Below are 21,223 nucleotides of genomic sequence, written 5' to 3'. Positions count from 1 at the left end.
GGCACGTCTCATTTTTCATTACATTTGAATGTCGTTTTGTCCGAATGCTTCATATTCCTGCATTAATGATTGAAGCGGTAATTCGTACAGTTGTTTTCCATCAATTTTAAATACCCCATTTAAAACGAGCTCTTCAATCATTTTGTCTCGTTTTGATTCACTTACCTTTTTGTTTGTTTCCATCTCACATTTCCTCCTTGATTCCCCCTCTAACTATAGCCGTTATTTACCTGAATTAAACTGTATATTACATAGTTGGAACTTTCGGACTGCTCCATTCAATTGAGTAAGTTATTTCGATAGTATAGTAGGGACTTGTGCTTGATAGTAGGTGCAAAATAGGATGAAGAGAAGATGCCTATTTTGTCACACGGGGCTCAGAAATCCTAGATTCATTGGAGTATTATCTAATTTGCGAAATGATTCAATAGACGGTGAACGTCAGTAGTAACACAGTAGGTGGGAGATGGATGACATCTTAAGAATAAAGAGATGAACTGATGCATTCGTAGTTATTTTTTTATATTAAAAGAGGCTTAGGGGTACCATTATGAGGGAAGAATAGATATAATCTAGGTCGTGCATAAATTTGTTATTTACCATAGGAGGTCGCTATGTTTTTTATTGAAGCAAAACGTGTGGCGGTTGTTATTTTAGGCTCGCTACTAATGGCTTTATCATTAAATTTCTTTCTAATCAATGCCAATGTCTATGCGAGTGGGTTTGCGGGTGCAGCCCAGTTAGTTTCAAGTGTTTTGAAAGATCATTTGGATATAACAATCAGTACGGGTATTTTATTGCTAGTATTTAACATACCGGTCTTCATTCTCGGTTGGTTTAAGGTAGGAAAAGGTTTCACGATCTACAGTGTGTTATCTGTTGCGTTCGCTACGCTATTCCTCGAATTATTGCCATTGCGCTCTATGTCAGACGACATTATGCTGAATGCGGTATTCGGCGGAGTGCTGGCAGGTGTAGGCGTAGGGATCTCCTTGAAATTAGGGGCCTCTACGGGAGGCATGGATATCGTCGCGATGATTCTATCTCGTATGCAAGATAAACCAATCGGTGTATACTTTTTAGTGTTAAACGGGATTCTAATCGTATTCGCAGGTATTTTATATGAACCTGAAAACGCACTTTACACAATGGTCGCGCTATACGTGACAACGTCAGTCATTGACATGATTCATACACGACATGAAAAAGTCACCGCGATGATCATCACACGAAATGCAGACGATCTCCAACAGGCGATTCATCGTCAAATGGTACGAGGGATCACTATATTACCAGCTAAAGGGGCTTACTCAAAAGAAGATAAGAATATGCTGTATGTCGTCATCACGAGATATGAGCTATATGATTTAGAACGGATTATCAGCGAAACAGATCCGCAAGCCTTTACTAATATCGTACAAACAGTAGGGATCTTCGGTTTCTTTAGAAAAGAAAATGAGAAGCTAACCTAGGTCAGGAAATTCACGATAGATGTTCTTTCTATTATTTCACTTGAAGACAAGCTCTGTAAAAGGAGTTTGTCTTCATTTTTATATGCCAGAACTTTACTATAAAGATAGTAACCAAATAACCCCATTTCATTTCTTGTTTTATTGTGTCGAACATAAACAGACTAGATTTGTTGAATTCTTGTGAAAACATTGGAAAGCACAGAGAATTTGTATATACTTGAGAGTGACTTTCATTATGTAAGTCACACTTTAAGTACATCATAACCGCCATCGTGCGTAGTAAAGTTGGTATTATACTATATGAAAACATCTACATGGCTTAGAGAGATTCGCCGTCGCGCAAACAGTTGGTTTATCATTACGATGCTTGGGGCGCTCGTCATTATTATGCCAGTCGCCTATGTCATACTGAGTTTCTTCCAGCCGACGGGCGACAATTGGGAACATATTAAAGAATTTTTGCTTGCTGACTATATTAAAGGGTCAGTTGTTTTAGTTGGATCTGTCGGATTTCTCTCGACGACCATCGGAGTGGTATTAGCCTGGATTGTTGCGGCCTATGAATTTCCATTTCGTAAACAGTTTAAATGGCTGCTAATCATACCTTTGGCTATACCACCTTATATAGCGGCTTATACATACAGTACGATGACAAGCTATACTGGCGTCATTCAATCGTTCTTCCGTAATCATTTCGACTATCAATTCACGCCAGGCACAATTGAGATTATGTCATTGCGTGGAGCAATTTTCGTACTCACATTATTTCTGTATCCATATGTGTATATGATTGCGCTCAATTATTTTGAAAAACAAAGCGCATCTTATATTGAAAGCGCCAAAACTCTTGGATTGAATGGTTTCCAGCTGTTCTTCCGTTTGGGATTGCCTATCGCACGACCTGCCATCATTGCAGGGGCAATGCTAGTCATCTTTGAAGTGCTAAGTGATTACGGTGTAGCCAGTTTCTTCGGTGTACGAACTATCTCCACCGCGATATTCCAAACTTGGTTCGGAATGTATGACATCCAGGCGGCTATGCGTTTGGCTGCCTGGTTGCTCGTCATTATATTGGGGATTTTTATGCTAGAGCGTTTTTTACGCAAAGGTCGGAAATACGATACGAACGTGACACAAAGCAGACCACTTGCGCGTAAACGATTACGTGGATGGACCGCATGGTTAGCATTTCTTACTTGTTTAGCTGTATTCTTAAGCGCCTTTTTACTACCTTTCGTTCAACTGATCTACTGGTCAGTAAAGACCTATGAAAAAGTTTGGCGTTCAGACTTCATCAGCCTAATCACCAACAGTTTATTGGCTGCTTTAATCGGTGCCTTGATCATTAGCTTCTTTGCGATCTTGGCAGCCCGTACGATTAACTTGTATCCATCGGTTTCGTCTAACTTACTTGGCCGTATTATGACATCAGGTTATGCAGTTCCAGGAGCAGTCGTCGCAATTGGTGTGCTAGCGTTATTTATTACATTGGATGAGAAATTGGCATTTATCTATCCGAAACTATTAGGCGTGGAATCTGGTACACTTGTATTAAGTATGTCGATCGCTATGCTAATCACAGGATATGTGATTCGGTTTATGGCACAAGGGTTTAATGCAATTGAGTCAGGCTATACCAAAGTGCCTCCGTCTTATCGTGAAGCTTCATTCTTACTAGGACGTGGCTTGACATACACATTTTGGAAAGTGGAATTCCCATTACTGCGCAGTTCGATCTTGATTGGTTTTGCGCTGGCGTTCCTAGAAATTATGAAGGAACTACCTCTGACTTTATTGTTGCGCCCATTTAACTTTGATACGCTCGCAACACGGACGTATCAATATGCAATTGATGAACGAATTTATGAAGCAGCGCCATCTTCGTTGTTATTAATTTGTCTAAGCATCTTGTCGGTGATTATTATTTTGAAATTTGAGGAGAAGTGAGAACCATGTTCGTAAACATTCAAAATTTATCATTTCGGTATTCAAAAAAACAGCCGCCCGTCATAGATCGCTTTTCATTTACAATTGAAAAAGGGGAAATTGTAGGGATTGTCGGAGCAAGTGGCAGTGGGAAAAGTACTTTGCTCCGATTGCTTGCAGGATTAGAAGATCCTACGACAGGTAGTATCGAACTGAATAACAGACAGATTGTAGGAGATAACGTATATATAGAGGCAGAGAAACGTGGTGTAGGTATGGTGTTTCAGAACTATGCATTATTTCCGCATTTGACAGTAAGCGAAAACATTTGTTTTGGTTTGCATAAACTGAAGCGCTCAGAGAAGAAGAAGCGCTTGGACGAAATGCTTGAACTCGTTCAATTGAAAGAGTTCGCCAAACGCTATCCCCATGAGCTTAGCGGGGGGCAACAGCAACGCGTGGCATTAGCAAGAGCGTTGGCACCTTCACCGTCCATTCTGTTGATGGATGAGCCGTTCAGTAATTTAGATACGAATTTGAAGTCATTGATTCGAATGGAAGTGCGAGATATCTTGCAGAAAGCTAATATTACATGTTTATTTGTATCGCATGATCAAGCGGATGTGGACGCGATTTGTGATCGAACTATCTATATTGACTGTGCAACATATGTTGGATCTGAAAAAGAAGCGATCACTGTGTAGTGTCGTAAACGAGAGTGTCGGATAGGCTGCCGGCACTCTCTTTATATTTCCAGAAAAAATAGAAAATAAATAGTAGACTTATACTCGGATTTGTATTACAATCTCTTTAGCACTGAAAATGATTCTCATTACCGTATAAAGATATACAAAGAAGATGGGAAAACAAGGAGAGAAATCGATTTGAAGAAGTTTTTATGGGCATTTGCTCTATTGATGCTTGCGGCAGTTCTAGGCGCATGTAGTTCAAGTTCCGATCAAGAGGAGCAAAAAGATGAACCAGCCAAAGAAGAAACTCCGGCTGAAGACACAACAGATGCAACAGAAGATGAGAAAACGGGCGGGGAAGTAAACGTCTATACAGCTAGACATTATGATGTAGATGCAGTCCTTTATGAAGATTTCACAGAAAAGACGGGTATTAAAGTAAATGTAATCGAAGCGAAAGCACCAGAATTGATAGAGCGTCTAAAGCGTGAAGGACAAAACACACCTGCAGACTTATTCATTACGGTCGATGGTGGAATCTTGAACACAGCAAAAGAAAATGATCTATTGCAACCGATAGAATCTGAAGAAATCGATAAAACAGTACCAGCAGAGCTTCGCGATACAGATAATCAGTGGATTGGATTATCTACTCGTGCACGTGTGATCGTGTACTCAACAGATCGAGTGAAGCCTGAAGAGTTGTCGACATATGAAGATCTTGCAACAGATAAGTGGAAAGACAAATTACTTGTTCGTTCATCAGACAGCTTGTATAACCAATCGTTAATGGCATCATTGATCGCAATTGACGGTGAGGAAAAGGCGAAAGAGTGGGCACAAGGCATTGCAGATAATTTGGCGCGTGAACCTGAAGGCGGAGACCGCGATCAAGCACGTGCAATCGTTGCAGGTGTTGGTGATGTAGCCATTATGAATAGTTACTATGTTGGTCGTATGTCGGTTTCAGATGAACCGGAAGATGTGAAAGTGTTCGACCAGATTGGGGTATTCTTCCCGAACCAAGAAACTACAGGAACACATATTAATATTAGTGGTGCTGGCTTGGTTAAGCACAGTAAAAACAAAGAAAATGCAGTGAAGTTGATCGAGTATTTAACGACTGTAGAAGCACAAGAACAAGTCGCAGAAGAAAACTTTGAGTTCCCGGTTAACGAAGAAGCAAAATTACCTGAAGTGATGGCTGAATGGGGTACATTCACACCACAAAAAGTAGACTTCGCAGATTACGGAAAATATAATCCGAAAGCTGTAGAATTGATGAATGAAGTAGGCTGGAAATAAGTTCAACAAAAGCAGCTCCCGGGCTGCTTTTTTGTTTCTAAAAATACATTATGACCATAAATTTTAGATGTGTATGAAACATTTTAGGCCTATCATAAGTCATAGATAGAGTGAAAACTTGTAATTGGTTAAAATAAATATAGCTTTGACTATTTACAAAGGCAGTCCATACGAACTGTCTGCTACTATGTGATATGGTAATGGAGTATATATCTACCACAGGTGACGTATCCAGCTACTCACGAAATAAAAACAGCACCCGCTAATAACGGGTGCTTCGATTAGTTCTCTTCTTGTAATGCTTTATATAATTGACCTTTACGTGCATAATCATTGACGATTCTTGTCATGTCTGCGCGATCTTCGTCAGTCAACTCACGAACGACACGGGCGGGAGAGCCAAGTGCTAAAGTGTTCGGGGGAATCTTTTTACCTGGAGTTACTAAGCTACCAGCACCGATGAATGCACCTTCACCAACCTCAGCTCCATCGAGCACGGTAGCGCCCATTCCAACGAGTGCACCGGTTTTAATTGTACAGCTGTGAAGCATGACTTTGTGGCCGATCGTCACGTTATCTTCTAAAATTAATGGATACTTAGGGCTTTGATGTAAACAACAGAAATCCTGAATATTTACTTTACGTCCAATAATAGTAGGCGATACATCGCCGCGTATTACAGTGTTGAACCAAATAGATGATTCAGGTCCTATAGTTACATCTCCTGAAATCGTTACGTAATCCGCAATATAGACGGATGGGTCAATTTCTGGTATTTTACCTTCGTATGGGTAGATCAATCAAATCTCCTCTTTTCTACATAATCATGTATAATTTATCGTAACAAACATTTAGTTTTTGTGAAACATAAGAATGAGATAGATAGAATAAGATAGTCAGATAAGGAGTGATAACTTTGTGGAAATGGGAAGCAGAAGGTAAGGCAAAAGGTGTGATTGTCCTTGTACATAACGCTTATGAACATCATAGAAGATATGTATGGCTCATACAGAAATTTCAAAGCGACGGCTTTCACGTCGTAGCAGGAGATTTACCTGGTCACGGCAAAGAAAGTGTCGAAGTGCACGCAGAGGCATTTAAGGACTACCGCAGATTTATCAAGAAAATGATCCGAAGCGGCTTAGATGATAATTTACCTGTATTTTTATTTGGACATGGATTAGGTGCTACGTTCTTACTTCGTTTATTACAGATGGAACGGATCGAATGTGCGGGAGTTATTTGTACATCGCCTTGGCTACATCTGGAACATCATCCGCCAATCCGTGCGAAAATGTTTACCAAGTGGTCTCAATCGATGACATTGGATCATGAAATCACGCCCGAACTGCTCTCGCGTAATCCTGAATTTTTAGAGCAATACGCGGAAGATCCAATGTATGTATCCATTGTGACAGGCGGTTGGTACCGTGAATTACAGACACTTATGAAATCTGTCATGCAACCTGATTTAATTATTCAAGATGTACCGTTGTTACTTCATACTGGAGAAGCAGACCAAATCACGAATATTGAATACACACGGAAGTGGGCATTCGCGCAAAACTTATCCGAACTTCAGTTGAAACGATGGAAAGACGTTGAACACGATGTCATCCAAGCACCTGAGCGAGAAGGGGTCTATTTATATACACATTCATTCATCAATAATGTACTTCATTCACTCGGTTATATTATCGAATGATAGTAGGTCGTGAACATATGAGAAAACGTCTGTACATAGGTGTGGCTGGTGCTTTCGGGGCGAGCACAAGGCTGCTGGTCGGTCAGCTACTGATCGTCAGCGGCTCTTTTCCTGTCGCGACGTTCTTGGTGAACATGGTCGGCACGTTTGTACTTTGCTATATAGTAGAACGTGCACGTCTTGGAGGAAGTCTCAGTCCTACGGCGGTAACGGTTATAACTACAGGATTCCTTGGTGCATTTACGACGTTTTCAGCAGTCAGTGTAGAAACGGTTGAACTGCTAAATGATGGATTTGCTGGACTCGCCGGCACTTACGTTGCTAGTAGTTTAGCAGGTGGACTAGCTATGGCAGCACTTGGTTTTTCATTGGCAAGGAGGTGCTTGTCATGATCTGGCATTTCATTGCAGTTGGGTGTGGTGGATTTATAGGGGCGCTATTGCGTTTTGAGGTATCTGCCAAGCTCAATCGAAAACATTTGCCATATGGAACATTGCTAGTTAATTCTATTGGAAGCTTCTTCATCGGCTGGATCATAGGTTCAAATCTTTCACTCGGTTGGACATTATTCTTAGCGACTGGTGTGGCAGGTGCTTTAACGACCTATTCTACGTTAATGAAAGAGATTTGGACGTATTGGATTGAGGGACAAAAACTCCAAGCCATTGGCTATACATTTGTCACGTTCATAGTAGGGATAGGCTTGGCCTTTTTAGGTCTTAGCTTATAGAAATGAGGTTCTGATGAATAACAAAACAACGCAAAAAACGACTCAAAACAAACATAAGAAAAAGATCATTTCATTTTTACTTGCTGTAGGGGTTGCGATCATCGCCATATATTTCCCTGAACTATTTGACGATGAAGAAAAAGAACCAAGTCGTCAAGGTCTGATTCCTGTTGAATTAGTGAAAACAATTGATGGCGATACGATCAAAATTATGTATGAAGGCAAAGAAGAAAATGTACGGTATTTATTAATCGATACACCAGAAACGAACCATCCGCGTCTTGGCAAGCAGCCTTATGGACAACAAGCAAAAGTTCGAAATCAGGAACTGCTGCAAAAAGGTCAGCTCGAAATCGAGTTTGATGTGGGCGAAAAATATGATAAATACGGCAGGTTATTGGCGTATATTTACATAGACGGCAAGAGTGTGCAAGAGCAATTATTGAAAGAGGGATTGGCGAGAGTTGCTTATGTGTATCCGCCGAACACCCGACATCTAGATGCGTTCGAAAAGGCGGAGCAGCAAGCAAAAAAGTCCGGCATCGGCATTTGGACATTGGAAGACTATACGACAGACCGAGGCTTTGATAGTGAAAAATATCCTGTAGATTCTGTGAAGATCCCTGTATATGGCGAAACACAGGACTTCAACAATTGTACAGAGCTTCGTAAAGTCTATCCGAAAGGTGTTAAGAAAGGCCATCCAGCATATAAAGCACAGATGGACGGTAATAGTAACGGATGGGCTTGTGAATGACAGTAAGAGTAAGTAACTGACAAAACCACGTTGATCACATGAGGACAATCTCTACTCCTAGTGAGCTCACATAGAATACTACTATGTAACACTAATAAATAAAAAGAATGAAAACAATTCCTGGTGAGATACGGATTTGTTTTCATTCTTTTTTATTAAAACACTTCATTGTAATTGGTAAGCTCTCGCAGCGCGCGTTCTTCAGCGGGAATGCGAACGGATAGCATCCAGATGTTCAGCAACAGAAAGAGCCCTGCGGTGAAGTACGCACTGAATAGTAAAGGCAATACAATCAGTTCAGTTGTGACAATGACATAGTTCGGGTGGCGGATCCAGCGGTAAGGTCCTTTTTTCTGTACGTTCGCTCCGGGTAGTATCAAAATTTTAGTATTCCAGAACTTTCCTAACGATGACAGACACCAAATACGCAGTACTTGCATCAATAAGAAAATTCCAAGCAAGACGCCCCAGAATGGTGAGAGAGGACGGTCGAATACCAGAACTTCGACTAATAAGGAAATGAAAAAAGCCGTATGCATCAGAACCATCCATTTATAATGGGACGCACCGATTTCTATTGCGCCTTGATTGCGAATCCACTTTTCGTTACGATTAGCGACGGCCAATTCGACTAACCGTTGAATGACGACGATCATAAAAACAAACAGGAATAGTCTGCCCAACTCACTGCCACTCCAACAATAGTAGTTCACCACAGAAACCAGGACCAAGCGCTGCCATTAAACCGTGTTCACCTGCCGTAGGCCGTTGCTCGATAAAATCCTTGAGTACATACAGCACAGTAGGAGACGACATGTTTCCATGGTATTGCAACACTTTTTTCGATGTAGCGGTTTGCTCTTGATTCATATTCAATGCTTTTTGATAAGCATCTACTACTTTTTTACCGCCTGGATGGGCAACAAAATGTTGTACATCTTCCATTGAAAGATTATGATCTTCTACGAATTGATGTACAAATGGTCCTAACCAACTCTTGATAACGTTTGGAATGCTCTTTGAAAATACAACATGCAAGCCATCATTTTTAATATCCCAGCCCATTACATCCTCTGAATCAGGCATGAAACGAGAAGATGTTGCACGGATATGAGGCATCGGACGTGTATGTTTGATCGTAGATTGGTCTCCGGAAACAAGTGCACAAGCTACTCCGTCAGAGAATAACGATACACCGACCAGGTTACTTTTCGACACATCATCCCGTTGAAACGTTAAGCTACACAGCTCTACAGCGAGAACGAGAACATTCGATTCAGGGTAGGCTTTACAGTAATCAAAAGCACGACTCATACCCGAAGCTCCACCTGCGCAGCCAAGACCCCAAATCGGGATCCGTTTAATATCATGGCGAAAAGGCAATTGGTTTATAAGACGCGCATCAATACTAGGTGTGGAGATCCCACTACTTGAAACAAAGAATATCGCGTCTATTTCCGCTGCATTCACCGGACGCTCAAGCGTTGTCGTATTGGTAAGGCATTTCTCGATTGCCTGTTTACCAAGCGTAACAGCATGCTGAATGTATAAATTATTTTTCGTTTCAAAATCATGGGGTTCTGCATACCATTCCAACGGCATACATACTTGTCGTGAATCAATTTCACCGTTTTGAAACACCTTTAATAAGCGGTCGATATCTTTAAATGAATCGGAAAATAACGAACGAGCAAATGTCATAGCCTCTTCCTGTGGCAAATCAACAGGCGGACTAACTGTACTGACAGATTGGATGATTGGCATAAGGTAACCTCCGTTTAAATTAATAGGAGCGCGAGCAGTGAATTTTGCCGTGGCCTCTAGTAGACTATATGCAATAGAAGAGGAGGACTTGTCTTGAAGATACAATTAAGTATATTAGATCAATCTCCCATTACATCCGGCAGTAATGCTCATGAAGCTCTTCAGCAAACGACCGCTCTTGCGAAGAAAGCGGAAGAATTAGGCTATAACCGCTTTTGGGTATCGGAACATCATGATGCCCCAACTCTTGCGGGTTCATCTCCTGAAATCCTGATAGCGCATTTGGCTACAGTCACTTCGACTATCCGAATCGGATCAGGCGGTGTCATGCTACCTCACTATTCCCCTTATAAGGTGGCAGAAAACTTCAAAGTGTTAGAAGCTTTGTTTCCTGGGAGAATTGATGCGGGTGTCGGGCGAGCTCCTGCAGGGATGCCACGAGCAACCTATGCTCTCAACAACGGTGAATATCTAAATCGAGATCAATATCCACAACAAATTGATGACCTACACATGTATCTTCACGACACATTGCCTCAAGATCATCCATATGAGGGGTTAAAAGCAACCCCACTGACGAGCGGTGCACCACCCATTTGGATGTTAGGCACAAGCAAAGAATCAGCGAATTTAGCAGCACAAAAAGGATTGCCTTATATGTTCGCACAATTCATCAATAGTGAAGGAGGCAAGGAAGTAGCGAGGTATTATCGGGATCATTTCCAAGCCTCTGCGTTAATCTCTTCACCTAAGCAAGCGGTAGCGGTATTTTTAATTTGTGCAGAGACGGAGGAAAAAGCAGATTGGATTGCCTCCTCGTTGGATTTGTTAATGGTTATGCAACAGCAAGGAATGCAAGTAGAGGGTACACCTTCACCAAAACAAGCGGCAGCGTATCCATATAGTCAACTGGAGCAAGAGCTTGTTCAATTGAACCGCGAGCGTATGATTATAGGTACGCCCGAATCAGCTCGTAGACAGTTGGAACAAATAGCTGAGGATTTTGAAGCAGAAGAAATCATGCTCGTTTCCATTACGTATGACTTTCATGATAAACTGAAGTCGTATGAATTGATTATGCAAGAATTTTTGAAAGGAGAGAACGTTGATGAATTTGATTGATACAAAAAGTCAATTGACAGAAAAGAAAAAGCATGTGGGGAAAGTAGCGGATGTAGAAAATGCGGTCTTAATGAATATTCAATTGCGTGCAGGTGAAGAAGTTGCAGAGCATGATGCGAATAAGGAAGTATTCATCATCGTACGTAAAGGAAAAGTACGGTTCTTGGTAGAAGGCGAACCGGTTGATGTAACACCAGATAATATCTTGCATATGGTACCATTGGAAAGACATAGCTTACATGCAATAGAAGATTCGGATATTTTAGTTATTCAAGTGAAGCCATCAACGTAACATAACGAGAGACCGCATGTAAACTTGCGGTCTCTCGTTATGCTATACGGACTCATTTAAGATTGAATAGTTTTACATAATTTACGCAAACTAGAAATAAATCCTTCATTTTGATCAGCAGTTCGTTTTTTCGGGCCGCGTAAACGACCTCCTGCTCTGCGGATTTTCTGTGCTTTATGACGTGCTGCGAGTAATTGATCAATATTGTCATTTGTATACCATCTGCCATTTTGATCAAGTGGCAAACCTTGTTTCGCCAATGCCATAGCGGCCAATCCATAGTCTTGAGTGACGACGATATCCCCTTTTTTTATACGGTTCACCAAGACAAAATCGACTGCGTCGGCTCCTTTAGAAACAGTAATCGTTTCAGCGCCTTCTCGGTGCATTTCGTGCGCAGTGTCACATATTAACACACAAGGTAAGCCATACTCTTTGGCAATACCGATTGTTTCACTGATTACCGGACAGCCATCTGCATCCACTAATATCGTTGTCACGTAGTATCTCTCCTTCCGCTACACTTAATAGGTTTAGTATAGCAAATAACGGGAAAGATAAGTGAAAATGCGTGATTGAGGTGATGAAATGGCTGATTTATCAAAAGAACAACGAACGACTGCAGAACAACGTGAACAATATGGACGTGAAATGGATGCGAAGAATGCTGCCATGGAGAACATAGAAGTTCCACCTGAAAACAGAGCGTTAGCAGACCACGAAATTCCACCACCGTTGACAGAAGAAGAAATACGCGCTAAAGTCGGTAGTCAGAACTATGAAAATGCGACCGATGACAAAGCACCTACGTCAATAAATAGCTAATCAGGTAACCAAAAGGGACATTTTACATGTTCCTTTTTTGCGTTGGACACTATTCATGAAACTAACCTGTTATCTAATCCGTATATACGCTATACAACTAGATAACGGAGTGATGAAAAATGAATGAAGGATATTTTGTAGGGTGGGGGACATTAGCTTTAATCAATGCAGTGTTGGCGCAAGGGAAAAATAGAAGTGGATTGAACTGGTTTATACTTTCTTTGTTTTTAGGACCACTTGCAACACTCTTCTTAGCGCTATCAGATAAAAAGTGATAAACTATTTAGGAAACCGAAATAGTGGAGGGAGCTATTATAACTATGCAAATGAATGTAGAGATTTTATTCGCAACAGATGGACAAATAACGAAGAATTTGTTGGTGAAGCAATTTGTCGACAATCAAGCTGGAGCATTTTCCACGTTTGTACATGATGGAAAGCAGCTAGTCGTTATAAAAGATACAGAATGGAAAACGGTAGATGCCATTCGCAGTATTGCAGGTGAAATCTCTCGCAATCTTGCGGCACAAAAAGTAGATTCCGCTTCGATTCAAGCAGATCAGCTAGGACAAAAGTGGTCATCTGAAAATGAAGCCATTACTGCTTTCGTGGAAGGATGGCACCTTGGCGCTTATAACTTTGACCGCTACCAATCTAAAAAAGCAAACCCTGTCACTACATTAGACGTTCAAGGTGCAGACAAAGCAGCCGTTAAATCAGGAGAAGTACGTGCAGCTGCTATGGCATTTTCTCGAGACTTGATGAATGAACTTTCCGATGTGCTGAATCCAGAGACGTATCCAGAAGTATTAAAAGAACATTTCAAAGGAACAAAAGTGAAAATTGATGTACTTGGCAAAAAAGAAATTGAAGAACGTGAAATGAATGGTGTATTGACAGTTTGCCGTGGCAGTAAGTATGAGCCTTCATTCGTAGAGATGACATTGCAGACAGATGCATCAAAACCACTTGTAGCTCTTGTCGGTAAAGGCGTAACGTACGATTCAGGCGGTATCAGCTTGAAAGGCGGACGAGACGACAGTGACATGCGCATGGATATGGGCGGTTCAGCGGCTGTAAGCGGTGCATTATCACTATTAGCTCATTCAGATGCAAAAGTGAATGTAGTCGTGCTGATTCCTATGGTTGAAAACACACCTGGACCTGACGCTGTCATGCCAGGCGAAGTGATTCAATACAAGAACGGCATCAGTGTACAAGTCGGTAATACTGATGCAGAAGGCCGTTTGATTTTAGCGGACGGATTAATTCGTGCAGGAGAATTAAATGCAGATTACACAGTTGATATCGCTACATTGACTGGTGCTGTGGTCGCTGCTCTCGGTACAGAAGTCGGGGGAGTCTTTGGTGATGAAGAGTTATCTGCTAAACTGAAGAAAATTGGCGATCAAAATGGTGACTTCGTTTGGCCACTACCATTAGTGGATGAGTATGAAGAAACTCTAGACAGTGCCTATGCGGATTGCAATAACATGAGTTCTCTAACTGTTGCCGGTTCGATTACGGCTGGTCTCTTCTTGCGTAAATTCGCACCGAAGAACAACTGGTTGCATGTGGATATGGCAGGCGTCATGGATAAGCAGAAGTCGAAGGGGTATTACACAAAGTCTGCAACGGGCTACGGAGCACGTTTACTTGCGGATTATACAGTGTCATTGACTAAATAAGAAGCATAAAAAAGGATGTCCTAACCAGGCATCCTTTTTTATATTGGGTGGGATTATATGAGTACATGTTATCTTCGTACTTATTTAAGTATAAGTTCAAGATCATTACAGCCCTATCTTCAGTAAACAACAATAAGTATCGCTCACTCCTTTTCAATCTGTTATAAAAACAAAGAAGGAGAGCTGATTCCCGCTAGAATAATTAACAAAGACACCGATGCAATGATTGCAGGCTTCATAAATGCCGGCTCTTCTTTCACCAGCTCCTTGATCGCATAAATTATCGATATAACAAAAACGAACGGCCAGACAAACCATGTCCATAGATAAAGAACACTTAAAAGTTTCATGATGCTAATAAACATAAACTTCACTCCTCATAAAAGAATAAGAGCTCACTAGTAAAAACGGGCGATGTGATCAATAAATGCTCTTTTACTTTTGTTTCCCCTATTTTACAAAATTCACACTTTTCATCATGAGATATATAATAAAATTATTTGTGATTCATTAATGTAACAAGCATGGGGGAGTATGAAGTATGAATAAGTCAATTGCTACACCAAAACAGACAATAAAAAAAACGAGTGAGAGAAAAATCCTCACTCGTCTTTCATTATTTACATAGCACTACTTCACGCGAAAACGTACCTTTGCGTGCGAGACAACGATCGGCTATCTCAAATCCGGCAATTTCGAGCATTTCATCCATATTCTCAATCGTGATGATTAAGCAGGTTTTCGCAAACCGACGAGCTTCTTTCAAAATTTCGAGTTGGCCTTCTGCTGTAATATGCGTAAATAAATTATATGGCATATCAATGATCGCAACGTCATATTCTTCGTGGACTTCAGAAATTGGACCTATTGCCACTTGGCCTTCCAAATCGAAATAGTCAATGTTTTTTCGTGAACCATAGACGACAAGTGGATTAATATCACGACCTTCAATTGGGATCCCCATAGATAGTGCTTCAACAAGGACAGTTCCGATTCCACAGCAAGGATCGATGACGCGTTTTCCTTCTGGATGCGGAACTGCGATATTGACGGCAGCTCTGGCTAAACGTGTACCAAGCGCAGTGGAGTACATATGTGGCTTTTGCTGGTGTACATGCCAATCAGAAGAACTATAAAGTAAAATCCCGGCATACCAGTGATCATCCAATTGCATGATGCCGATCAACACTTCAGGATCATCCAACTCTGGCTCGCCTTTGATCCGCAATCCAATTGTACGCTCTATTTTACGACGATCATCATGACCGATTTTAGCTGTTCTGGCAAGTGTCATATCGTTCAAGCAGACTGTCTTAAATAATTGATCCATCTCCAACTCAGAAGCTCTGTCCACTAGCAATTCTAAACTGTCTGCATCCAGTATGACTTCGAGTCGAGTTTGTATAAACGGACTTCGTGACGGATCAACGCCAATTTCGCTTACGATCACGTTATCTTCTACGTCATGACCGAAAAAAGCACGCATTTCCATTCGGCATAATTCCTCTTCATCACGGTGCCGAATATACGTATAAATATAATGCGAGGCCATTAGTTGTTTGCTCTCATTTCATGCAAATCGCCAAGTGCTTCATACAAAAGTTGTAATGCATCCTGGATAGACATCGTTTCGTCAAATCCTTTAAGTGAATCAAATGGAACATTCAACTCCCAGAACCCTTCATTGTCAGAAAACGAAATGCTAAAACCATTGAGTTCGTGCTGAAGTTTTTCCTCGATAAATGCACGAATCGTGTCGCCTTCCTTTTTCTTGCCCTGTAATCCAAATAACGCCATATACGTTTTGAAAATATCATCTACTTCAAGTGCAAGCGAATCCACTTGGATCTCATCAAAGTCAGGTGACTCGACGAAAATAAATTCAGCTATATTAGATTTCAAATAAGAGATGGGTTGCTGTAAAAAATGTTCATCTGCGAAACGTACTGTTTCCTCTGTTTCCTTTACACATACTTCTAGTGTATTGATCGTTACTGTACTCATTTTATTCACTCCTCGTTAGTAAGTATACCGGATTGTTTTTCGGGATACCACGGATTTAAGTGAATTAACACTTCATCGACGTCTTCATTTCTTGCCATGATCAAATTACGTAATCTACTCGAGATAATATGGCCTTCTTGTATCGTCAAATCACCACTGATACCAATTCGAATATCGACCAATACGTAATGTCCATGTTCCCTGGCGCGTAAACGATCAATTCGCTTCACTTCTGGAATAGATTGAATCAACTCTTCAAATGCGCTTAATCGCTCATCGCATACATTCTTTTCCATCAGTATGTCAATACTTTCCTTGCCGATATCGATAGCTATTTTAAAGACAAGAATAGAAACAATAATTCCAGCGATAGGATCTCCATATGTGAGTAGCGGCCATGCGTAAGTATCTCCGATCAAAGCAAGTCCAATTCCTAATACTGCAGCAAGTGAGGCATAGACATCGGCTAAGTGATCATACGCAGTCGCGATCAACCCTTTGCTGTTCTCCGCTTTACCGATACGAATTGTGTAGACATAGAGTATATATTTCCAAATTAACGACACAATTGCGGTGAGTAAGGCAATCTTACTAGCTGTCGCTGGTTCTTCGAATAAAGCCATTACAGCCTCGAAAGCAATATAGATCGCAGCCAATCCTAAAATCATTGCGACGATACCTGAACCAATTACCTCCGCTTTCCCGTGTCCATACGGATGATCTTCATCAGCCGGTCGTTTTGAAATTTGCATAGAAGTCAATGCGGCGGCAGAAGCTACCACATCACCTGCGTTATGGAAGCCGTCTGCAAGTAAAACGGGACTTTTGAAAACAAAACCGACTACTAGTTTTAATACAGTTAAGATCACATTACTGAATAAGCTAATCCAACCAGCTAAAATGGCAGAAGTAGAATGCTCGCGTACACGAATGGTCATAAAAGTTTCCCCCCTCTAACAGTGTTGCCCTTAAACAACAAAAAAACCTCGCTAATTTTGGGCGAGGTCATAAAAAATTTTAATTGTTGGATGGGCGTACAGTTTGTCATTGTCATCACTCATTTGTTTGTAGTTCAATCATTATCCCATAAATGCACAGTTTACACAAGGAAACGCTATAGCACTTACAGTAGAAAAATGTCTTCTACTGTGTCAAAATAAGAGAATAGAAAAAGTGCAAGAAAGTACCAATCATGATCAGTATGCGCAAATAAGCATAAAAATACAATTCGAGAGGTTTGATGAATGATGAAGCTTTGGGGCGGACGTTTTAGTAGTAAAGCAGATGAGATCATGGAGAAGTTCAATAGTTCTTTACCCGTTGATTATCGTTTATATAGAGAGGATATTGCAGGTAGTATCGCACACGTAACGATGCAAGTTCATTCGGATTTATTGTCACCGGAGGAAGGTGAAGTGCTAGTGAACGGCTTGCAGTCAATTTTAACAGATATTGAATCTGGCGAACTACAAATTGAAGGCAATTACGAAGATATTCACTCATTCATTGAAATGAACTTGACGGAGCGAGTAGGGGAGACAGGCAAGAAATTACATACGGCCCGTAGTCGAAATGATCAAGTAGCTGTCGATATGAGACAGTATGCGAGAAATCAAGCATCTGTCGTCATGGATGCACTGCAAATTCTAATTGATTCACTTGAAGCAAAAGGAAAAGCAAACAATGTTATTATGCCGGGTTACACGCATTTGCAACGCGCGCAAGTCGTCACTTTCGGCCACCATTTGGGTGCTTATGCGCAAATGTTCAAACGAGATAAAAAACGTGTGCAAAACGCAGCTGAGCTCTTAAATGAAAACCCTCTTGGCTGTGGGGCGCTTGCCGGCACAACACATGATATTGATCGTCAAGTGACTACGGCATTGCTAGGGTTCGATAAGCCGGTAGATAACTTCCTTGACGGAGTCAGTGATCGCGATTACTTAGTAGAATTAATGTCCGACTTCTCACTCATTATGATGCATATGAGCCGTTTAAGTGAAGAATTAATTCTTTGGAGTAGCCAAGAGTTCCGTTTTATCACCATATCAGATGCCTATTCAACAGGAAGTAGCATCATGCCGCAAAAGAAAAATCCGGATGCAGCCGAACTGATCCGTGGTAAAACAGGACGTGTATATGGGTCTCTATTCGCTTTACTGACTACGTTAAAAGGGTTGCCATTAACATATAACAAAGACATGCAAGAAGACAAAGAGCAATTCTTTGATGCACTGGATACAGTTCTTGATTGCTTGGAAATCATGTCTAAAATGATCGACACTCTACAAGTACATGCTGAGCAAATGAAAGCCGCAATTAAAGGTGGATTCCTGAATGCTACAGAAGTGGCGGATTATTTAGTTGCAAAAGGTACGCCATTCCGTGATGCGCATGAAACCGTTGGAAAAATCATCATTTATTGTGAACAGGAAAACAAAGCAATTGAAGACCTGACAGTGGGGGAACTTAAAAAGTTTAGCGACCATATCGAAGACGACATTTACGAATATATCGATTATGAATCGATTATTACAAAAGGTAATAAAGGGTTGATGAAGGAACAGTAATATAACTTGATAAAAAATAAGTAAAAGCCTGCGGATGTCCGCAGGCTTTTACTATTCAACGCGAGGCTTACCTTGAGCAGAAGCGACAATAAAACCTATTGCGCCAAATACTATGGCAGGTAAAATCCAACCGACACCTTGCTCGTATAATGGCAAAAATTCCAATATATATGTAACCGGTACCAGGTCGATATTAAATGCACGTAACACATCAAAAAATCCAATTAGACCCGCTGCCAATAAACCGTAACTATACACCTCATGATAACCTTTGAATAACGGGTGTAACAATCTGAAGGTTATTAGTACGATAGCAAGTGGGTATACACCTACTAGTATAGGAATCGTCACTGCGAGCAACTGCGTGAGACCGACATTCGCAACGATCGTAGAAAACAAACAAATAATAAACACGAATGCTTTATAAGAGATTTTCGGTGCAACTTTAGAGAGATAAGTAGCACTAGCAGTCGTCAAACCAACAGAAGTTGTTAAACAAGCAAGTGTGACTGCAAGCCCGAGTAAGTATAATCCGTTATTACCCATTAAAGCATATGCAAGTTTGGCTAAAATGTCTCCGCCGTTCGTTGCGCCTTCTGCTACAGAGCGGCTCGTCATCCCCAAGTAGGCTAATCCAGCATAGACAAAACTTAACCCGATCACTGCGATAGATCCTGCTTTCATTGTAATAACAGTAATCGCTCTTCTATTAGTAATTCCTTTCGCTTTCACGGCATTAATGACAATAATGGCGAAGACGAGCGCAGCCATTGCGTCCATTGTTCCGTAGCCTTCAATAAAACCTTTGTAAAAATAATCTTCCGCATAAGAACCTTGCGGCACGCCCGCTTCGCCGACTGGATTGATAATACCAGTCACGACAATAAGCGTGACGATAGCTAGCAATATGGGAGTTAAAATACTTCCGAAACGATCAACTAGTTTATTTGGCTTAAATGAAAGCCAAATCGTCACTGCAAAAAACACAATGGAAAAGAGCGCCAATGCCAACTTAGAATACGAATCCGGTACAAATGGAGAAACGGCAATTTCGAATGAAACAGTCGCTGTACGCGGAACACCGAAGAATGGCCCAAGTGCTAAATAAATAACTAATGGAAAAATCATGGCGAATAAAGGAGATGCTTTTCCAGCTAAATCACTTAATTGATTGCCACTCATAGTCACTGCAATTACGCCGAGATAAGGAAGACCTACTCCTGTTATTAAAAAGCCAGCTAGCGTAATCCATGTTTGTGTTCCTGCTAGTTGGCCTAGTAGCGGTGGAAAAATCATATTTCCTGCACCGAAAAAGAGCGCGAACATCGTCAGCCCTAATTTGAACGTATCAAATTTTGTAAATTGATTCATTTGAACTTCCTCCTGAGGTACTCTGAAAAGTATATGTATTGAGATAATTAATTGTATTATAGTGAAAAGAGCTCATAAAAAAGGATTCTCCTAAGAGAATCCTTCATAAGATTACCCCATAATGTGGTAGCCGGCATCTACATAGATGACTTCACCTGTCACGCCACTCGATAAATTACTAAGCATCGCCACTGTCATATCTGAAACTTCTTCAGGTTTAACGTTACGTTTTAATGGCGCGCGCTCCTCAATTTGTCCGAGAATAGTATTAAAGGAAGGAACACCTTTTGCGGACAACGTACGAACAGCTCCTGCAGAAATTGCATTGACGCGAATATTTTGTTCACCTAGCTCTGACGCCAAATAGCGTACAGAAGCTTCAAGGGCTGCTTTTGCCACACCCATTACGTTATAGCCTTCAAGAACTCGCTCTGCCCCTAAATAACTCATCGTAATGATTGCTCCGCCTTCTGTCATATAATGACGGGCTTCACGTGCTGCTGCTACCAATGAATAGGCACTGGAATCTTGTGCGAATGCATATCCATCACGAGTCGTTTCTACAAATGGATTATGCAAGTCTTGTTGATGGGCAAACGCGATGGAGTGAACGACACCGTGAATTACGCCAACTTGTTCGCCAATCGATTTGAAAGCCTGCTCGATGCTTTCATCACTATTTACATCACATTGTACAATTTGTGTGGCTGTAAATTCACTTTTAGCTAACGCTTTTTCTAATTTATCACGGGAGCGATCTTTACGGTAGGTGAAAATGACATTCGCACCAACTGAGAATAATGCTTTTGCAACTCCCCAACCAATACTACGTTCATTTGCCACACCCATAATGACAATATTTTTACCCGATAATTTTAATAAATCTACCATAATAGCCTCCTGAAAGTTTCTAATTCATTTGATCATATTATACACCCCATAATAATAACATATAGTGAAGAGGAAGTTATAGATTTTCTATTAAGAAAGGAAAGAGAATGTG

Annotated in this window: 25 protein-coding genes; 14 read left to right on the top strand and 11 right to left on the bottom strand. The window is 41.0% G+C overall.

The window, feature by feature from the left end; translation table 11 throughout:
* Positions 1–18 precede the first annotated feature (18 nt).
* Positions 19–183 (bottom strand): Fur-regulated basic protein FbpA, encoded by a 165-nt coding sequence (locus CSV61_RS13765; RefSeq protein WP_083032826.1) that lies wholly within the window; start codon positions 181–183, stop codon positions 19–21.
* A gap of 431 nt (positions 184–614) precedes the next feature.
* Between CSV61_RS13765 and CSV61_RS13760 the strand changes: the two genes are divergently transcribed.
* The 4 genes from CSV61_RS13760 to CSV61_RS13745 all read left to right on the top strand — a co-directional run bounded on the left by CSV61_RS13760 (position 615) and on the right by CSV61_RS13745 (position 5,392).
* Complete coding sequence (locus tag CSV61_RS13760) at positions 615–1,472, top strand: YitT family protein (RefSeq protein WP_099639681.1); 858 nt, start codon at positions 615–617, stop codon at positions 1,470–1,472.
* 300 nt (positions 1,473–1,772) lie between these two features.
* A complete protein-coding gene (locus CSV61_RS13755; RefSeq protein ID WP_099639680.1) occupies positions 1,773–3,419 on the top strand; it encodes an ABC transporter permease in 1,647 nt (548 codons plus the stop codon).
* Between the two features lie 5 nt (positions 3,420–3,424).
* Complete coding sequence (locus tag CSV61_RS13750) at positions 3,425–4,102, top strand: ABC transporter ATP-binding protein (RefSeq protein WP_099639679.1); 678 nt, start codon at positions 3,425–3,427, stop codon at positions 4,100–4,102.
* Positions 4,103–4,315: 213 nt separating this feature from the next.
* A complete protein-coding gene (locus CSV61_RS13745) occupies positions 4,316–5,392 on the top strand; it encodes a Fe(3+) ABC transporter substrate-binding protein (RefSeq protein ID WP_099639704.1) in 1,077 nt (358 codons plus the stop codon).
* A 281-nt stretch (positions 5,393–5,673) separates the two neighbouring features.
* On the opposite strand, the gene CSV61_RS13740 is transcribed toward CSV61_RS13745, so the two are convergent.
* Positions 5,674–6,192, bottom strand: coding sequence for a gamma carbonic anhydrase (locus CSV61_RS13740; RefSeq protein ID WP_083032814.1), 519 nt, complete (start codon positions 6,190–6,192; stop codon positions 5,674–5,676).
* 107 nt (positions 6,193–6,299) lie between these two features.
* On the opposite strand from CSV61_RS13740, the gene CSV61_RS13735 reads away from it, so the two are divergent.
* From CSV61_RS13735 to CSV61_RS13720, 4 genes are read left to right on the top strand one after another with little or no spacing between them, the layout of a single operon-like run.
* Positions 6,300–7,097: an alpha/beta hydrolase gene (locus CSV61_RS13735; protein WP_233193616.1), complete on the top strand. Its 798-nt coding sequence runs from the start codon at positions 6,300–6,302 to the stop codon at positions 7,095–7,097.
* A gap of 17 nt (positions 7,098–7,114) precedes the next feature.
* On the top strand, positions 7,115–7,489 hold the full coding sequence (locus tag CSV61_RS13730; RefSeq protein ID WP_158233859.1) for a fluoride efflux transporter FluC: 375 nt from the start codon (positions 7,115–7,117) through the stop codon (positions 7,487–7,489).
* Entirely contained in the window at positions 7,486–7,827 is a 342-nt protein-coding gene (locus CSV61_RS13725; protein ID WP_099639677.1) for a fluoride efflux transporter FluC, read from the top strand. Before CSV61_RS13730 ends, CSV61_RS13725 begins: the two co-directional genes overlap by 4 nt.
* Before the next feature lie 13 nt (positions 7,828–7,840).
* Positions 7,841–8,584, top strand: a complete 744-nt coding sequence (locus tag CSV61_RS13720) for a thermonuclease family protein (protein WP_099639676.1) — start codon at positions 7,841–7,843, stop codon at positions 8,582–8,584.
* Positions 8,585–8,739: 155 nt separating this feature from the next.
* On the opposite strand, the gene CSV61_RS13715 is transcribed toward CSV61_RS13720, so the two are convergent.
* Together CSV61_RS13715 and CSV61_RS13710 are read right to left on the bottom strand one after the other, a co-directional pair.
* Complete coding sequence (locus CSV61_RS13715; RefSeq protein WP_099639702.1) at positions 8,740–9,240, bottom strand: isoprenylcysteine carboxyl methyltransferase family protein; 501 nt, start codon at positions 9,238–9,240, stop codon at positions 8,740–8,742.
* 28 nt (positions 9,241–9,268) lie between these two features.
* Complete coding sequence (locus tag CSV61_RS13710; RefSeq protein WP_099639675.1) at positions 9,269–10,348, bottom strand: type III polyketide synthase; 1,080 nt, start codon at positions 10,346–10,348, stop codon at positions 9,269–9,271.
* 93 nt (positions 10,349–10,441) lie between these two features.
* Between CSV61_RS13710 and CSV61_RS13705 the strand changes: the two genes are divergently transcribed.
* Positions 10,442–11,470 (top strand): LLM class flavin-dependent oxidoreductase, encoded by a 1,029-nt coding sequence (locus tag CSV61_RS13705; protein WP_099639674.1) that lies wholly within the window; start codon positions 10,442–10,444, stop codon positions 11,468–11,470.
* On the top strand, positions 11,457–11,762 hold the full coding sequence (locus CSV61_RS13700) for an AraC family ligand binding domain-containing protein (protein WP_099639673.1): 306 nt from the start codon (positions 11,457–11,459) through the stop codon (positions 11,760–11,762). The genes CSV61_RS13705 and CSV61_RS13700 overlap by 14 nt, the downstream gene beginning before the upstream one ends.
* Before the next feature lie 56 nt (positions 11,763–11,818).
* On the opposite strand, the gene CSV61_RS13695 is transcribed toward CSV61_RS13700, so the two are convergent.
* Positions 11,819–12,262 (bottom strand): YaiI/YqxD family protein, encoded by a 444-nt coding sequence (locus tag CSV61_RS13695; protein ID WP_083032793.1) that lies wholly within the window; start codon positions 12,260–12,262, stop codon positions 11,819–11,821.
* An 88-nt stretch (positions 12,263–12,350) separates the two neighbouring features.
* On the opposite strand from CSV61_RS13695, the gene CSV61_RS13690 reads away from it, so the two are divergent.
* The 3 genes from CSV61_RS13690 (at position 12,351) to CSV61_RS13685 (ending at position 14,275) form a co-directional block, all read left to right on the top strand.
* Positions 12,351–12,587, top strand: a complete 237-nt coding sequence (locus tag CSV61_RS13690; RefSeq protein WP_099639672.1) for a hypothetical protein — start codon at positions 12,351–12,353, stop codon at positions 12,585–12,587.
* A 119-nt stretch (positions 12,588–12,706) separates the two neighbouring features.
* On the top strand, positions 12,707–12,862 hold the full coding sequence (locus tag CSV61_RS16990; RefSeq protein WP_167693375.1) for a hypothetical protein: 156 nt from the start codon (positions 12,707–12,709) through the stop codon (positions 12,860–12,862).
* A gap of 45 nt (positions 12,863–12,907) precedes the next feature.
* Positions 12,908–14,275 carry a leucyl aminopeptidase family protein gene (locus tag CSV61_RS13685; RefSeq protein ID WP_099639671.1) on the top strand — a complete coding sequence of 456 codons (1,368 nt, stop codon included), beginning with the start codon at positions 12,908–12,910 and terminating at the stop codon, positions 14,273–14,275.
* A gap of 161 nt (positions 14,276–14,436) precedes the next feature.
* Here the strand turns inward: CSV61_RS13685 and CSV61_RS13680 are convergent, their stop codons facing one another.
* The 4 genes from CSV61_RS13680 to CSV61_RS13665 form a co-directional block, all read right to left on the bottom strand.
* On the bottom strand, positions 14,437–14,640 hold the full coding sequence (locus tag CSV61_RS13680) for a hypothetical protein (protein ID WP_029055155.1): 204 nt from the start codon (positions 14,638–14,640) through the stop codon (positions 14,437–14,439).
* A gap of 251 nt (positions 14,641–14,891) precedes the next feature.
* Positions 14,892–15,767: a TRM11 family SAM-dependent methyltransferase gene (locus tag CSV61_RS13675; RefSeq protein WP_233193615.1), complete on the bottom strand. Its 876-nt coding sequence runs from the start codon at positions 15,765–15,767 to the stop codon at positions 14,892–14,894.
* A 59-nt stretch (positions 15,768–15,826) separates the two neighbouring features.
* Positions 15,827–16,279, bottom strand: a complete 453-nt coding sequence (locus CSV61_RS13670) for a protoporphyrinogen oxidase (RefSeq protein ID WP_099639669.1) — start codon at positions 16,277–16,279, stop codon at positions 15,827–15,829.
* A gap of 5 nt (positions 16,280–16,284) precedes the next feature.
* Entirely contained in the window at positions 16,285–17,217 is a 933-nt protein-coding gene (locus CSV61_RS13665) for a cation diffusion facilitator family transporter (RefSeq protein ID WP_099639668.1), read from the bottom strand.
* A 306-nt stretch (positions 17,218–17,523) separates the two neighbouring features.
* On the opposite strand from CSV61_RS13665, the gene argH reads away from it, so the two are divergent.
* Complete coding sequence (gene argH, locus CSV61_RS13660; RefSeq protein ID WP_199173642.1) at positions 17,524–18,849, top strand: argininosuccinate lyase; 1,326 nt, start codon at positions 17,524–17,526, stop codon at positions 18,847–18,849.
* 51 nt (positions 18,850–18,900) lie between these two features.
* On the opposite strand, the gene brnQ is transcribed toward argH, so the two are convergent.
* Both brnQ and CSV61_RS13650 read right to left on the bottom strand, forming a co-directional pair.
* A complete protein-coding gene (gene brnQ, locus CSV61_RS13655; protein ID WP_099639667.1) occupies positions 18,901–20,220 on the bottom strand; it encodes a branched-chain amino acid transport system II carrier protein in 1,320 nt (439 codons plus the stop codon).
* 111 nt (positions 20,221–20,331) lie between these two features.
* Positions 20,332–21,111 (bottom strand): enoyl-ACP reductase FabI, encoded by a 780-nt coding sequence (locus CSV61_RS13650; RefSeq protein WP_099639666.1) that lies wholly within the window; start codon positions 21,109–21,111, stop codon positions 20,332–20,334.
* Positions 21,112–21,223 lie beyond the last annotated feature (112 nt).

Source organism: Sporosarcina sp. P3 (assembly GCF_002743415.1).
GTDB lineage: Bacteria > Bacillota > Bacilli > Bacillales_A > Planococcaceae > Sporosarcina > Sporosarcina ureae_A.
The sequence above is the reverse complement of the archived record's forward strand: the minus strand, read 5'-3'. Positions and strand labels throughout refer to the sequence as shown.